This window comes from Bacillus sp. FDAARGOS_1420 (assembly GCF_019344915.1).
GTDB classification, from domain to species: domain Bacteria; phylum Bacillota; class Bacilli; order Bacillales; family Bacillaceae_G; genus Bacillus_A; species Bacillus_A mycoides.
The window spans coordinates 1,607,783-1,622,127 of sequence record NZ_JAHWJB010000001.1 but is presented as its reverse complement, the minus strand read 5'-3'; the positions used below and the strand labels follow the sequence as shown (position 1 = coordinate 1,622,127).

Here is a 14,345-nt window from a genome sequence, read left to right as displayed (position 1 = left end):
AAATTCATAAGCATATACTTGTTCTCAATAAAGAACGTTGAACCTTCGCAAATATAATTCATACTGAAACACTATGTTTACTCTATCGATGCTCCAGGCGAAAGTTTGATAAAAATTAAATTAGGGGGCTTTCTTATGTCATTAAAACAAAAGCTTGGAATGGGAGTTGTCACAGCTTCACTTGGCTTATCCCTTACATTCGGCGGTGTATTCGCCTATTTCAGTGATTCTGAAACATCTAGTAACTCATTTCAAGCTGGTACACTAGATCTTTCTATTAACCCAAGTGTAATTGTTAATGTGAAAGATTTAAAACCAGGTGATTTGATTGAAAGAAATTTCAAGCTTGAAAACAAAGGAACATTGGATATTGCAAAAGTAGCACTTGAAACATCCTATGAGGTTACAGATGCAAAGCAAAATAATGATGGTGAAGATTTAGGTGATCACATCATCGTCAAATTTTTAGTGAATGATGGAAAACCATCTAATCCAAACGATGATCATGAAATTTTGTGGGAAACAAAACTATCAGACTTAAAAACTATGAAACCTGAAGATGTAGCTACTTCTCTAGAACGTCATAACTTAATAGACGGTATTAAGTCTGGTGAAACAGATTATTTACACGTTCTCTTCTCCTTTGAAGACAACGACCAAGATCAAAATAAATTCCAGGGTGATTCCTTACATCTAAACTGGACATTCCATGCAGAGCAAACACCAGGCGTGGAGAAATAATTTTTAAAATATAAATTATCGGAGGCCTATACATGAAAAAGAAAAATCGTTTTGTTACCGGAATTGTAACGGCTGGCGTTCTATTTTCAACTGCCCTTCCGTTCAATGTACTTGCTGAAAACCCTATTAACCAAATTGACTCTTCAAACGCCCAGTCTTTACTATCAAAACTTTCTAAAGAACAGCGCCAGGCATTACAAACGTTAGATGCCAATCCTGGTTTTACTATTTCACCAGATATTAATACGAGTAGTTCTGAACCAGTAAATATCATTGTAGAATTTCAAACTGCTCCAGTAAAGATTAATGAATTAAAACAAAAAGAAAAAGGGTTACAAGCTGCTCCTGAAAATATAAAAGCACGTATTGATCAAGAACATGAGGAATTCCAAAAAGGATTAAAACGCCTTTATCAATTCAGCTCATCAGTAAAATCAGGGAATTTCCAGTCTGTACAAATTAAACGTTCTTATAAGCATGCTATAAATGGGGTTGCGCTAACGTTACCTGCAAATACAGTGGAAGAATTGTTACGAATTGGCGTTGTAAAACGTATTTGGAAAGATTACGAAGTGAAATTAGATTTACCAAAACAAGCGGAGCAAAAAGCACCTCAAAAACTAACAGATAGCATTCCGCAAATTGGAGTAGACAAGTTACATAGCGAGGGCATTACCGGAAAAGGTATTAAAGTTGGTGTATTAGATACGGGTATTGATTACAATCACCCTGACTTAAAAGACGTGTATAAAGGCTATCGCGCAAAACCGGGTGAAGATTCTAGTAAGGTAGACCCAAACTCTGTAAAAGGTTGGGACTTTATTAATAACGATGCAGATCCGATGGAAACAACTTATACAGAGTGGCAACAATCTGGCGCTCCTGAATTTGATAATCGTGGTTCTTCCTTCTACACAGCACACGGTACTCACGTAGCAGGTATTGTTTCTGCTCAAAAGAAAAATAAATCAGATTCCGCAGTAAAAGGTGTTGCACCTGACATTGAACTTTATAACTATCGTGTACTTGGTCCGTACGGTAGCGGGGATAGTTCAGGTATTATCGCTGCAATTGATAAATCTATTTCTGACGGGATGAACGTTATTAACTTATCGTTAGGTGATGATAGCAACAATCCACTTGATCCAACATCTATCGCTGTCAATAACGCGATGCTTTCCGGTGTCGTTACAGTCGTTGCTGCCGGGAACTCTGGGCCAAATCCAGCAACACTCGGATCACCAGGTGCTTCTCCATTTGCTATTACAGTTGGGGCAAGCGATAGCTCTATTTCCTTACCGAAACTATCAGGGCATGCAGGACAGTTACAATTTTCTAATCTCATTTTATTCGGAAAAAATTTCACTGATAAAATGGAAGATTTCAAAGGACAAACTTTACCTATTGAATCTGTAGGAATCGGTACGCCTGACGAGTTTAGTAAAAAAGATGTAAAAGGAAAAATCGCTCTCGTTGCACGTGGTACACTCTCCTTTGATGAAAAAATTGCGAACGCAAAACAAGCGGGTGCAAAAGCCGTTATTATTTATAACAACGTGGATGGAGAAATTCCTTTCTATGTTGGTGAAAGCACAAAATACATTCCAGCATTCCGCTTAACGAAAGAAGACGGCGAAAAACTAAAAGCTCAAATCGAACAAGGTAGCACATCCTTAACTTTCGATGAGATTAATTACATTCAAACAGAAGGCGATCATCTTGCAGACTTTAGCTCACGCGGCCCTGTTATATCAAATGATGATATTAAACCAGATATTACAGCACCTGGTGTTGCTGTACTTTCAACAGTACCTGAATATATTAACGATCCACAAGAAGGAGAAAATTATGATGTTTCCTATGAGCGCATGCAAGGAACTTCAATGGCTTCTCCTCACATCGCTGGTGTGGCTGCACTTATTTTACAAGAACATCCAGAATACACTCCATTTGATGTGAAAGCTTCCCTCATGAATACTGCTGATGATTTAAAAGAGAAGTATTCCGTATATGAAGTTGGAGCTGGACGAGTAGATGCTTACAACTCCGTTCATACTGAAACGAGTTTTAAAGTGTTAGATACAACAAAAACAATAGTTAATGATGAAGTGATTGAAGTACCAGAAGAAACTGGATCAATTGCATTCGGGAAGTACTATCAAAAAGATGGGGAATCAATTGAACAAAAACGAAAAATTAAAATTGAGAATCGTAATAAACAGGAGAAAAAAGAATTTAAAACAGAAATTTCTTACACACCAGCCTCTTCCACTATTAACGATGCTATCGCAAGCGGTGTAAAAGTTTCTACTTCTGAAACAATAACAATTGATGCTGGTAAATCAGATGAAATTGAAGCAAAAATTAATATTCCAGCTGGTGCAAAGCAAGGCCGATATGAAGGGTATATTCATATTACAAACACGAAAAATAAAGAAGAAACGTATCAAATTCCGTTCTCTATTCGTGTATCAGAGCCTGGTATTGAAAATGCACTATTATCAAGAAAAACAATCTCAACTGATACATCTAAATTCAATCCATACCGTGAAGCATATGTTCACGGGGCGTTCCAATTAAACAGCGAACTTGAAACGTTAGATCTTATCGTGAAAGACTCAAAAACAAATAAAGCGCTCGGCTTCATCGGAACATTAAACACGAGTGGACTACAAACGGATGTGTATTACTACTTAGATTCATTCTTTAACGGCAGAGTGTATCCTTTTACAAATGATCCTGCAAAACCAATTGGTGATGAGAAAATCGACTTACCAGAAGGAGATTACACAATTGAATTTGTTGGCTATGATAAAGCCGGGAAGGCACGTGTGAAAGGTGATTATGTCGTAATTGATAATACACCGCCAGAAGTGAAATTAACTGGATTACAGCCTGGTATTTATGAATTAAATGAAGAAAACTATACAGTAGAAGACGGTAAAAAAGCACTATGGATTAAGGGAAATGTGTATGATTCAAACGTTGACTACTTAAAAGGAAAAGGGTTAAACATTACGCAAGAAGCGAACGGGGTTATGTACTATGACTATTCCCCATACTTGCATAAGTTTTTACCGATTACTGAAAATGGCGACTTTAAAGTTGGTATTACACCTGACTCCTTCAGAACGGAAGGCCCAATGAACACAGGCGTATATATTTTCGATTATGCAACTGCAGGCCCCGACTATCCAAGCGGTGTAAATAACTATTGGTTCATCCCGCAAGGTGCTCAATATGCGAAAGCTAGTTATGATAAAAAAGAATTATATAAAAATGATGAATTCACAGTAACACTAAACGCGAAGCACGTAAAACAATTTGTTGCTGGAGAATTTAACGTGAAATTCCTAGAGAAGAACTTCAAATTTGCAAATGCGAAATTGAATCCTGCTTTTGAAAAACTCCTTTCTGAAAAAGGTGTAACTGCAAAAGTAAATGAGCCGAAATTAGAAGAAGGTTCTGTTACAGTAGGCGGAGCTATTGATGATAAAAACTTCGCTGGATTAGACGGTGATTTCCCATTCATTGATGTAACTTTCAAAGTAGAAAATGATGAATTTTATGAAGCAAATGCTCAGTTAGATTTACCAGTGTTCGTTTACTGGAAACACGGTGAATCAGAGCCAAACAGAATGCGTATACTGCAAGATCAAACATTCTCAGTTATGTCTTTAAACTCACTAGTAGAAGGAAATATTAAACCTGGTGCATTCGTAAATGAACGTGGATATTTAGATGAAAAGTTTGATTATACGAAACTTGGCGTAAAAGTATATGCAACTGATTCTTACCGTCATAAATTTGAAGGCTCACTGGATAAATACGGATACTTCAAATTAAATGGACTTCCTGTTAATAAACGTGACTATAACTTATACGTAGAAGTTCCAGGGCATTTAACAAGCCGCCTAACAACGAAATTAGGTACTGAAAAAGATGGTAAGCTGCTTGGCCAGTATTATTACGCACGACCTGATGAAAACCTTGCAGGTGATGTAAATGGAGATAAAGTAATTGACATTAAAGATGCTGAAATTATCGCTAGCAACTATGGTAAAAAAGGAGTATCTGTAAAAGACGGCGATCTTAACAAAGATGGTATTGTCGACGAAAAAGATATTCGTTTCGTTGAAAAGAACTTCTTGAAAAAAGGGCCAGATGCAGCTAAATCACAAACGCCTGTTGAAAAATCAAAAAGCGGTACACTTGCAGATATTTTAAAGAAATTAGGATTAACACCGAAAAAATAACATATAAAAGCACTCTATTCGAAAATAGAGTGCTTTTTCTATAAATGACCCTTATCCAGCAAAAGGGGTATATTGGGGATATACAAGGGAAACCGGAAAGGAATTTATATTAATTTATATTAACTCAGAGGTAGGAAGCAGTTTCCCGCATCTGAATTATTAGCAATTATTATAGTACTGGTGCCATTGTTTCTTTTAATACTTTTACAGAATGAGCGAACTTCACTTTTTCTTCTTCGTTTAATTCAAGTTCTACGATTTCACGTACACCTTCGCGGTTAATAACAGCTGGAACACCTACGTAAGCATCTTTCTCACCATATTGACCTTCAAGGTATGCAGATACAGTTAATACGCTGTTCTCGTTACTTAAGATCGCTTTAGTTACACGAAGTAGTGACATACCGATTCCGTAGTAAGTTGCGCCTTTACGTTCAATAATGTGGTAAGCTGCATCGCGTACATTTTCAAAGATTTTATCTAAATCTTCTTGGTTATACTGTTCGTTGTTCGCTAAGATTGTTTCTAGTTTTTGTACACCTACAGTAGCGTGGCTCCATACTGGAAGTTCAGTGTCACCGTGCTCACCAACGATGTAAGCATGAACGTTACGTGGATCTACATCTAAGTAGTCACCTAGCATGTAACGGAAACGAGCAGAGTCTAAAGTAGTACCAGAACCGATTACGCGCTCTTTCGGTAAACCAGATTCTTTCCAAGTTACGTAAGTTAAAATATCAACTGGGTTAGTTGCGATTAAGAAGATTCCATCGAATCCGCTATCCATAATACCACGAACGATTTGTTTAAAGATCTTTGTATTTTTCTCAACTAAGTCTAAACGAGTTTCGCCTGGCTTTTGTGGTAATCCAGCAGTGATAACTACTAAATCTGCATCTTTACAATCTGCATAGCTACCGCTCCAAACTTTTGTTGGTGCTGGAGAGAATGGTACCGCATGGCTTAAGTCCATTGCTTCTCCTTCTGCTTTTGCTTCATTAACATCTACTAGTACGAATTCTTCAGCTACACCTTGGTTGATCATTGAGTAAGCATAACTACAACCTACAGCTCCTGTTCCTACTAATACTACGCGATTGATACCTTTTTTCATGTTAATTTCCCCTTTCAATTGTTTACATCTATTTTTTATTATTGTTTAAGTAATTAATTAAAATACTAATTTAATGTTGTTTAACTTCTTTACATACATATTGTAGCACGGATCATTGTGAATTCATTCACAAATTATGACCTATTTGTGAACTTTTTCACATAGAGTGTAAAGTTGTTAGAATGCGGGTGAAATCCATCTCAATGGAGGCGTTTTCTTTAGATTGTGAATACAAATAATGTGATTTGATTATTCTTTTGAATTAAACTTACTTTCTATAATTTAAATCCCAATCTGTATCTAATCAAAATAAGATAACTACTGTGTGGCTATAACACCTCTTCAATCTTTGAATGGAATACGGTATGATATCCTGCAATGAATGATGTTCTTACTTTTTTAACATACTGCTTTCTCCCCATATAAATAAACAGCCTGCTAATGTGAAAAGGAGCAAATAGATTAATATATGCTCCTTTTCACATTAGCGCATATTAATTAAAAAATATCCGTTAAAATCATGCATTCTTTTCTAATAATAAACCATTCAATATAAGTGATAGGCTATGTAAAGCTTTAGACAACTGTTCCTCGGCATCTTCAGAATTCGCGATCCAACAAGCAAGGTCCACTAGTCCGCCATTTATGAATCTTGCTAAAGCTTCACAGTCCGTCTTTTCAATAATACAATCCTTCATTAGTTGCTGAAGTATCTCCGCCATCGTCGCTAAACATTGTGACTGTGATGATTGATAATAACTAGTTCCTAATACTGCTGGTGCATCCCGAAGTACGATTCGCTGAATTTCTGGATCAAGTGCCATCGTTAAATAAGCTCGACAGCGCCCAACAAATCCTTCCCAATTACCTTCCGCCTCATCTGATACTTTCCGTAATTTATTATCCATTTCCATATCAATTTCTTTTACAACTGCTTCTAGCAATCCTTTTTTATCGCCAAAATGATGATAAATTGCACCACGCGTTAAACCGACAGATGCAGTAAAATCATCCATAGATGTGTTTACATATCCAACTGTACCGAAAGCCTCTCTTGCTGCACTCAGCAATTTAGCGCGTGTTTCAATGATCATTTCTGCTCTTGTTTTTTTAACCATCTTTTCCTCCTACTTCTATTCATTCCCTTTATTCAAAATGAATCCCATTATAGTATCGTTCTCTATATAAAAGAATAACTCCTTTTAACGTTAGCTCTCCATCCAGAGATAAAACATTTCAATTGACATACGCGCCGTATGTTAATATGATATTGGCATACGGTGCGTATGTCAATTTTTTCTAGCTTACAAGATAATATAACTTCTTACTTATACCCTAAATTGACTCACTGTCCCTTTTTATAGAAGGTATTAACGACACAGAGGAGGAGTTAAAAGAATGAAGAATGTATATGTAAACGTCAAATACTTTGGTGATTATTATGTTTAATTCCTACCGTGAGATTTTCAGTGCTTCTGGTACAAAAGGATTCTCATTAGCAGGCTTTATAGCTCGGATGCCCATATCAATGATGGGGATTGGTATTGTTACAATGTTATCTCAGTTACGTGGTGACTATTGGCTTGCCGGAGCCGTTGCAGCCACCTTCACATTATCATCAGCTTTACTAGCTCCTCATATTTCTCGTATGGCTGATCAATTAGGGCAATCTCGTATACTTCTTCCGACTACAGGTATCAGTGTTTTCTTTACGATTCTCTTACTTCTATGTACGAAATATGAGGCTCCTTATTGGACGCTATTTCTATCCGCCTTATGTGCGGGTTGTATGCCAAACATGTCGGCCATGGTACGTGCACGTTGGACTAAACTATACCGTGGATCTCATAAATTGCATACAGCATTTTCCTTCGAATCGGTCGTCGATGAACTTTGCTTCATCATTGGTCCTGTATTATCCGTCAGTTTAAGTGTTATGTTCTTCCCAGAAGCAGGACCACTTTTATCATGTGTTTTTCTTACAATCGGGGTATGCCTATTCACCATGCAAAAAAGCACAGAACCACATGTACATCCCCACGACATTACAAACAAAGGAACAGTATTTAAAATTGGTACATTACGAGTGCTTGTATTCACACTCATCGCTATAGGTACTATATTTGGCACAATAGATGTAGTTAGTGTGGCTTTTGCTGAGCATCAAGGAAACACAGTAGCTGCTAGCTTTGTGCTTTCCGTCTATGCAATCGGTTCATGCCTGGCAGGTCTTATTTTCGGCACTCTTAAACTCAGTACTCCACCATATAATCAATTTTTAATAGCAGTCACACTATCAATGGTAACAATGCTGCCACTAGTTTTCGTAAACACTATTGCTTGGCTAGTAGTTATTGTTTTCTTTGCAGGCTTATCTGTTGCCCCTACTATGATTATTACTATGGGACTGGTGGAAAAAATCGTACCTGAATCAAAAATAACCGAAGGAATGACCTGGGCAATTACAGGACTTGGTATTGGAGTCTCTCTAGGATCAGCGGTAGCTGGTTTAATTATTGATACCTTTGGAGCTCGCGCAGGATTTAGTGTGGCTATTATTGCAGGAGGCCTTGCCTTAATTATTGCACTTTTAGGATACAAAACTCTCCACTCCGCATATAGTCATGCTGTTATGAAACCGGATGGGCATTCAGCAGAGAGTTAAAACATATTCAAAAAATAGGATTACCTCTTCTTATACATAAGAAGAGGTAATCCTATTTAAATTAATATAACTTTTTTGTATCGTATCTTGAACGATATCCTCTGCTTCTGCTGGTGTTACTCCAATTTTAAGCAAATATCTATAAATACTTTTTGATGTTTCTATAATGACCTTTTCATACTCCATCGCTCTCTCCTTTCTATTAGTTAGACGCTTCAAATAGAAAAAAGTATACAAAAATCTATAAAAAAAAGCAGACTATCAAAAGTCCGCTTTTATACAACAAAAAAGAGATAGCAGATTATGCTATCTCTTTTAGTATGACCCGTACGGGATTCGAACCCGTGTTACCGCCGTGAAAGGGCGGTGTCTTAACCACTTGACCAACGGGCCAAAATCTGGCAGAGAAGAAGGGATTCGAACCCTCGCACCGCGTTCGCGATCTACTCCCTTAGCAGGGGAGCCCCTTGAGCCACTTGGGTACTTCTCTATAATATGGCTCCGCAGGTAGGACTCGAACCTACGACCGATCGGTTAACAGCCGATAGCTCTACCACTGAGCTACTGCGGAATAATTATGGTGGGCCTAAATGGACTCGAACCATCGACCTCACGCTTATCAGGCGTGCGCTCTAACCAGCTGAGCTATAGGCCCATAAAAAGCGGGTGAAGAGAATCGAACTCTCGACCAGAGCTTGGAAGGCTCTTGTTTTACCACTAAACTACACCCGCATTAAATTAAAAATGGTGAGCCATGAAGGATTCGAACCTTCGACCCTCTGATTAAAAGTCAGATGCTCTACCAACTGAGCTAATGGCTCATTTTGAAAGTGGTGCCGGCTAGAGGACTTGAACCCCCAACCTACTGATTACAAGTCAGTTGCTCTACCAATTGAGCTAAGCCGGCTTGCGATTTCAAAATGGTGGCTCGGGACGGAATCGAACCGCCGACACGAGGATTTTCAGTCCTCTGCTCTACCGACTGAGCTACCGAGCCTTTATGTAAAAAATGGCGGTCCCGACCGGGGTCGAACCGGCGATCTCCTGCGTGACAGGCAGGCATGTTAACCACTACACCACGGGACCATTTGGTTGCGGGGACAGGATTTGAACCTGCGACCTTCGGGTTATGAGCCCGACGAGCTACCGTACTGCTCCACCCCGCGATGATATAATATTTAATTTAGAAAAAATGGAGGAGGTAGAGGGATTCGAACCCCCGCGCGACTCTCGCCGCCTGTCGGTTTTCAAGACCGATCCCTTCAGCCGAACTTGGGTATACCTCCGAGATATGAACTTTGAGTGGTGGACCTTGTAGGACTCGAACCTACGACCGGACGGTTATGAGCCGTCTGCTCTAACCAGCTGAGCTAAAGGTCCTTTATGGTAGCGGCGGAGGGGATCGAACCCCCGACCTCACGGGTATGAACCGTACGCTCTAGCCAGCTGAGCTACACCGCCATAAGTTATATTCAAATAAGTGGAGCCTAGCGGGATCGAACCGCTGACCTCCTGCGTGCAAGGCAGGCGCTCTCCCAGCTGAGCTAAGGCCCCATATTTTGAAAATATCGGGAAGACAGGATTTGAACCTGCGACCCCCTGGTCCCAAACCAGGTGCTCTACCAAGCTGAGCCACTTCCCGTTAATAAAAAACGCGCCCGAGAGGAGTCGAACCCCTAACCTCTTGATCCGTAGTCAAACGCTCTATCCAATTGAGCTACGGGCGCATATGGTGCCGAGGGCGGGGGTCGAACCCGCACGGTGGTCACCCACCGCAGGATTTTAAGTCCTGTGCGTCTGCCTGTTCCGCCACCCCGGCATGTCATACTGAAAATTGGAGCGGAAGACGGGATTCGAACCCGCGACCCCAACCTTGGCAAGGTTGTATTCTACCACTGAACTACTTCCGCAAGACATGTTTGAGTTATTTTATTAAAAGTGCGGGTGAAGGGAGTCGAACCCCCACGCCAAAGGCGCTAGATCCTAAGTCTAGTGCGTCTGCCAATTCCGCCACACCCGCATGTTATAATTTAAAAAGAAAAAATGGGGCGACTGATGGGAATTGAACCCACGAGTGCCGGAGCCACAATCCGGTGCGTTAACCACTTCGCCACAACCGCCATGATTTTCTGGTGCCGACTAGATGACTTGAACCCCCAACCTACTGATTACAAGTCAGTTGCTCTACCAATTGAGCTAAGTCGGCTAAATGGTGGAGGATGACGGGATCGAACCGCCGACCCCCTGCTTGTAAGGCAGGTGCTCTCCCAGCTGAGCTAATCCTCCGAATTGCCTGGCAACGTCCTACTCTCACAGGGACAAGGTCCCAACTACCATCGGCGCTAGAGAGCTTAACTTCCGTGTTCGGTATGGGAACGGGTGTGACCTCTCTGCCATCATTACCAGACTGTATTCATTTAAGACAAGAATTATCATAACTTATTCGACATTTAAAGTCAATAAGTTTTTTATATTCTTTCAAAACTAGATAACATTGCTTCATATTATATGGTTAAGTCCTCGATCTATTAGTATTCGTCAGCTCCACATGTCACCATGCTTCCACCTCGAACCTATCAACCTGATCATCTTTCAGGGATCTTACTAGCTTACGCTATGGGAAATCTCATCTTGAGGGGGGCTTCATGCTTAGATGCTTTCAGCACTTATCCCTTCCGCACATAGCTACCCAGCTATGCCCTTGGCAGAACAACTGGTACACCAGCGGTGCGTCCATCCCGGTCCTCTCGTACTAAGGACAGCTCCTCTCAAATTTCCTGCGCCCACGACGGATAGGGACCGAACTGTCTCACGACGTTCTGAACCCAGCTCGCGTACCGCTTTAATGGGCGAACAGCCCAACCCTTGGGACCGACTACAGCCCCAGGATGCGATGAGCCGACATCGAGGTGCCAAACCTCCCCGTCGATGTGGACTCTTGGGGGAGATAAGCCTGTTATCCCCGGGGTAGCTTTTATCCGTTGAGCGATGGCCCTTCCATGCGGAACCACCGGATCACTAAGCCCGACTTTCGTCCCTGCTCGACTTGTAGGTCTCGCAGTCAAGCTCCCTTATGCCTTTGCACTCTACGAATGATTTCCAACCATTCTGAGGGAACCTTTGGGCGCCTCCGTTACACTTTAGGAGGCGACCGCCCCAGTCAAACTGCCCACCTGACACTGTCTCCCGGGTCGATAAGACCCGTAGGTTAGAATTTCAATACAGTCAGGGCGGTATCCCACCAGCGCCTCCACCGAAGCTAGCGCTCCGGTTTCAATGGCTCCCGCCTATCCTGTACAAACTGTACCAAAATTCAATATCAGGCTACAGTAAAGCTCCACGGGGTCTTTCCGTCCTGTCGCGGGTAACCTGCATCTTCACAGGTACTATAATTTCACCGAGTCTCTGGTTGAGACAGTGCCCAAATCGTTACACCTTTCGTGCGGGTCGGAACTTACCCGACAAGGAATTTCGCTACCTTAGGACCGTTATAGTTACGGCCGCCGTTTACTGGGGCTTCAGTTCAGAGCTTCGCTTACGCTAACCCCTCTCCTTAACCTTCCAGCACCGGGCAGGTGTCAGCCCCTATACTTCGCCTTACGGCTTCGCAGAGACCTGTGTTTTTGCTAAACAGTCGCTTGGGCCTATTCACTGCGGCTTTCCGTTAAGAAAGCACCCCTTCTCCCGAAGTTACGGGGTCATTTTGCCGAGTTCCTTAACCAGAGTTCTCTCGCACACCTTAGGATTCTCTCCTCGCCTACCTGTGTCGGTTTGCGGTACAGGCACCTTTTATCTCGCTAGAAGCTTTTCTTGGCAGCGGGGAATCAAAGACTTCGCTCCATAAGGAGCTTCCCCATCACAGCTCAGCCTTTACGATAAGCGGATTTGCCTACTTATCAGCCTAACTGCTTGGACGTGCACAACCAATCGCACGCTTCTTCTATCCTTCTGCGTCCCTCCATTGCTCAAACGATAAAGAGGTGGTACAGGAATATCAACCTGTTGTCCATCGCCTACGCCTGTCGGCCTCGGCTTAGGTCCTGACTAACCCTGAGCGGACGAGCCTTCCTCAGGAAACCTTAGGCATTCGGTGGACGGGATTCTCACCCGTCTTTCGCTACTCATACCGGCATTCTCACTTCTAAGCGCTCCACCAGTCCTTCCGGTCTGACTTCACTGCACTTAGAACGCTCCCCTACCACTGATACCATTGGTATCAATTCGCAGCTTCGGTGGTGTATTTAGCCCCGGTACATTTTCGGCGCAGAGTCACTCGACTAGTGAGCTATTACGCACTCTTTAAATGGTGGCTGCTTCTGAGCCAACATCCTAGTTGTCTAAGCAACTCCACATCCTTTTCCACTTAATACACACTTTGGGACCTTAGCTGGCGATCTGGGCTGTTTCCCTCTTGACTACGGATCTTATCACTCGCAGTCTGACTCCTAAGGATAAGTCATTGGCATTCGGAGTTTGACTGAATTCGGTAATCCGATGAGGACCCCTAGTTCAATCAGTGCTCTACCTCCAAGACTCTTACACTTAAGGCTAGCCCTAAAGCTATTTCGGGGAGAACCAGCTATCTCCAGGTTCGATTGGAATTTCTCCGCTACCCACACCTCATCCCCGCACTTTTCAACGTGCGTGGGTTCGGGCCTCCATTCAGTGTTACCTGAACTTCACCCTGGACATGGGTAGATCACCTGGTTTCGGGTCTACGACCACGTACTAAACGCCCTATTCAGACTCGCTTTCGCTGCGGCTCCGTCTCTTCAACTTAACCTTGCACGGGATCGTAACTCGCCGGTTCATTCTACAAAAGGCACGCCATCACCCATTAACGGGCTCTGACTATTTGTAGGCACACGGTTTCAGGATCTCTTTCACTCCCCTTCCGGGGTGCTTTTCACCTTTCCCTCACGGTACTGGTTCACTATCGATCACTAGGGAGTATTTAGCCTTGGGAGATGGTCCTCCCAGATTCCGACGGAATTTCACGTGTTCCGCCGTACTCAGGATACATTCAAGAGAGAACGAAGTTTCGACTACGGGGTTATTACCCTCTGTGACGGACCTTTCCAGGTCGCTTCGTCTACCTCGTTCCTTTGTAACTCCGTATAGAATGTCCTACAACCCCAAGAGGCAAGCCTCTTGGTTTGGGCTAGATTCCGTTTCGCTCGCCGCTACTCAGGAAATCGCATTTGCTTTCTCTTCCTCCAGGTACTTAGATGTTTCAGTTCCCTGGGTCTGTCTTCCATACCCTATGTATTCAGGTAAGGATACCATACCATTACGTATAGTGGGTTTCCCCATTCGGAAATCTTCGGATCAAAGCTTACTTACAGCTCCCCGAAGCATATCGGCGTTAGTCCCGTCCTTCATCGACTCCTAGTGTCAAGGCATCCACCGTGCGCCCTTTCTAACTTAACCAAACTAAAATTAAAAAAATATGAGCTACACTGTTATCTAGTTTTCAAAGAACATACATTTAAACTTGAGAGATAGTTCTCTCAAAACTGAACGAAACAAAACAAGTCAACGTTTATTGATGAACTGCGTTCATCAATTC

Annotated in this window: 6 protein-coding genes, 22 tRNA genes and 2 rRNA genes; 3 read left to right on the top strand and 27 right to left on the bottom strand. The window is 42.0% G+C overall.

Annotated features, from left to right (window positions below):
- Positions 1 to 135: 135 nt before the first annotated feature.
- A complete protein-coding gene (locus I6L50_RS08635) occupies positions 136 to 741 on the top strand; it encodes a CalY family protein (RefSeq protein ID WP_113938207.1) in 606 nt (201 codons plus the stop codon).
- A 32-nt stretch (positions 742 to 773) separates the two neighbouring features.
- Positions 774 to 4,997 (top strand): S8 family serine peptidase, encoded by a 4,224-nt coding sequence (locus tag I6L50_RS08630; protein ID WP_219301104.1) that lies wholly within the window; start codon positions 774 to 776, stop codon positions 4,995 to 4,997.
- 169 nt (positions 4,998 to 5,166) lie between these two features.
- Here the strand turns inward: I6L50_RS08630 and I6L50_RS08625 are convergent, their stop codons facing one another.
- The gene (locus I6L50_RS08625) at positions 5,167 to 6,111 is read right to left on the bottom strand and encodes an L-lactate dehydrogenase (protein ID WP_002089250.1); all 945 of its coding nucleotides are present in this window, start codon (positions 6,109 to 6,111) and stop codon (positions 5,167 to 5,169) included.
- Between the two features lie 518 nt (positions 6,112 to 6,629).
- Positions 6,630 to 7,229 carry a TetR/AcrR family transcriptional regulator gene (locus I6L50_RS08620; protein ID WP_219301103.1) on the bottom strand — a complete coding sequence of 200 codons (600 nt, stop codon included), beginning with the start codon at positions 7,227 to 7,229 and terminating at the stop codon, positions 6,630 to 6,632.
- 323 nt (positions 7,230 to 7,552) lie between these two features.
- Between I6L50_RS08620 and I6L50_RS08615 the strand changes: the two genes are divergently transcribed.
- Positions 7,553 to 8,776 carry an MFS transporter gene (locus I6L50_RS08615; RefSeq protein WP_219301102.1) on the top strand — a complete coding sequence of 408 codons (1,224 nt, stop codon included), beginning with the start codon at positions 7,553 to 7,555 and terminating at the stop codon, positions 8,774 to 8,776.
- A 30-nt stretch (positions 8,777 to 8,806) separates the two neighbouring features.
- On the opposite strand, the gene I6L50_RS08610 is transcribed toward I6L50_RS08615, so the two are convergent.
- The 25 genes from I6L50_RS08610 to I6L50_RS08490 form a co-directional block, all read right to left on the bottom strand.
- The gene (locus I6L50_RS08610; protein ID WP_219301101.1) at positions 8,807 to 8,962 is read right to left on the bottom strand and encodes a hypothetical protein; all 156 of its coding nucleotides are present in this window, start codon (positions 8,960 to 8,962) and stop codon (positions 8,807 to 8,809) included.
- A gap of 135 nt (positions 8,963 to 9,097) precedes the next feature.
- A tRNA-Glu gene (locus I6L50_RS08605) sits at positions 9,098 to 9,169 on the bottom strand.
- Positions 9,170 to 9,175: 6 nt separating this feature from the next.
- Positions 9,176 to 9,266, bottom strand: a tRNA-Ser gene (locus I6L50_RS08600).
- A 6-nt stretch (positions 9,267 to 9,272) separates the two neighbouring features.
- Positions 9,273 to 9,347, bottom strand: a tRNA-Asn gene (locus I6L50_RS08595).
- A 7-nt stretch (positions 9,348 to 9,354) separates the two neighbouring features.
- Positions 9,355 to 9,431, bottom strand: a tRNA-Ile gene (locus I6L50_RS08590).
- 6 nt (positions 9,432 to 9,437) lie between these two features.
- Positions 9,438 to 9,508, bottom strand: a tRNA-Gly gene (locus tag I6L50_RS08585).
- Between the two features lie 13 nt (positions 9,509 to 9,521).
- Positions 9,522 to 9,597 (bottom strand) — tRNA-Lys (locus I6L50_RS08580).
- Positions 9,598 to 9,607: 10 nt separating this feature from the next.
- Positions 9,608 to 9,683, bottom strand: a tRNA-Thr gene (locus tag I6L50_RS08575).
- A 14-nt stretch (positions 9,684 to 9,697) separates the two neighbouring features.
- Positions 9,698 to 9,773 (bottom strand) — tRNA-Phe (locus tag I6L50_RS08570).
- A gap of 13 nt (positions 9,774 to 9,786) precedes the next feature.
- A tRNA-Asp gene (locus I6L50_RS08565) sits at positions 9,787 to 9,862 on the bottom strand.
- A gap of 3 nt (positions 9,863 to 9,865) precedes the next feature.
- Positions 9,866 to 9,942, bottom strand: a tRNA-Met gene (locus I6L50_RS08560).
- 27 nt (positions 9,943 to 9,969) lie between these two features.
- A tRNA-Ser gene (locus I6L50_RS08555) sits at positions 9,970 to 10,062 on the bottom strand.
- Positions 10,063 to 10,079: 17 nt separating this feature from the next.
- Positions 10,080 to 10,156 (bottom strand) — tRNA-Ile (locus tag I6L50_RS08550).
- 4 nt (positions 10,157 to 10,160) lie between these two features.
- Positions 10,161 to 10,237: transfer RNA gene (locus tag I6L50_RS08545), tRNA-Met, on the bottom strand.
- A gap of 20 nt (positions 10,238 to 10,257) precedes the next feature.
- Positions 10,258 to 10,330 (bottom strand) — tRNA-Ala (locus I6L50_RS08540).
- A gap of 14 nt (positions 10,331 to 10,344) precedes the next feature.
- A tRNA-Pro gene (locus I6L50_RS08535) sits at positions 10,345 to 10,418 on the bottom strand.
- 11 nt (positions 10,419 to 10,429) lie between these two features.
- A tRNA-Arg gene (locus I6L50_RS08530) sits at positions 10,430 to 10,503 on the bottom strand.
- Between the two features lie 3 nt (positions 10,504 to 10,506).
- A tRNA-Leu gene (locus I6L50_RS08525) sits at positions 10,507 to 10,595 on the bottom strand.
- 16 nt (positions 10,596 to 10,611) lie between these two features.
- Positions 10,612 to 10,686 (bottom strand) — tRNA-Gly (locus tag I6L50_RS08520).
- A gap of 29 nt (positions 10,687 to 10,715) precedes the next feature.
- Positions 10,716 to 10,796: transfer RNA gene (locus I6L50_RS08515), tRNA-Leu, on the bottom strand.
- 24 nt (positions 10,797 to 10,820) lie between these two features.
- Positions 10,821 to 10,896: transfer RNA gene (locus I6L50_RS08510), tRNA-His, on the bottom strand.
- Positions 10,897 to 10,906: 10 nt separating this feature from the next.
- Positions 10,907 to 10,982, bottom strand: a tRNA-Thr gene (locus I6L50_RS08505).
- A gap of 4 nt (positions 10,983 to 10,986) precedes the next feature.
- Positions 10,987 to 11,062: transfer RNA gene (locus tag I6L50_RS08500), tRNA-Val, on the bottom strand.
- Between the two features lie 5 nt (positions 11,063 to 11,067).
- Positions 11,068 to 11,183: ribosomal RNA gene (gene rrf, locus I6L50_RS08495) — 5S ribosomal RNA — on the bottom strand.
- Between the two features lie 101 nt (positions 11,184 to 11,284).
- Positions 11,285 to 14,206 (bottom strand): 23S ribosomal RNA (locus I6L50_RS08490).
- Positions 14,207 to 14,345 lie beyond the last annotated feature (139 nt).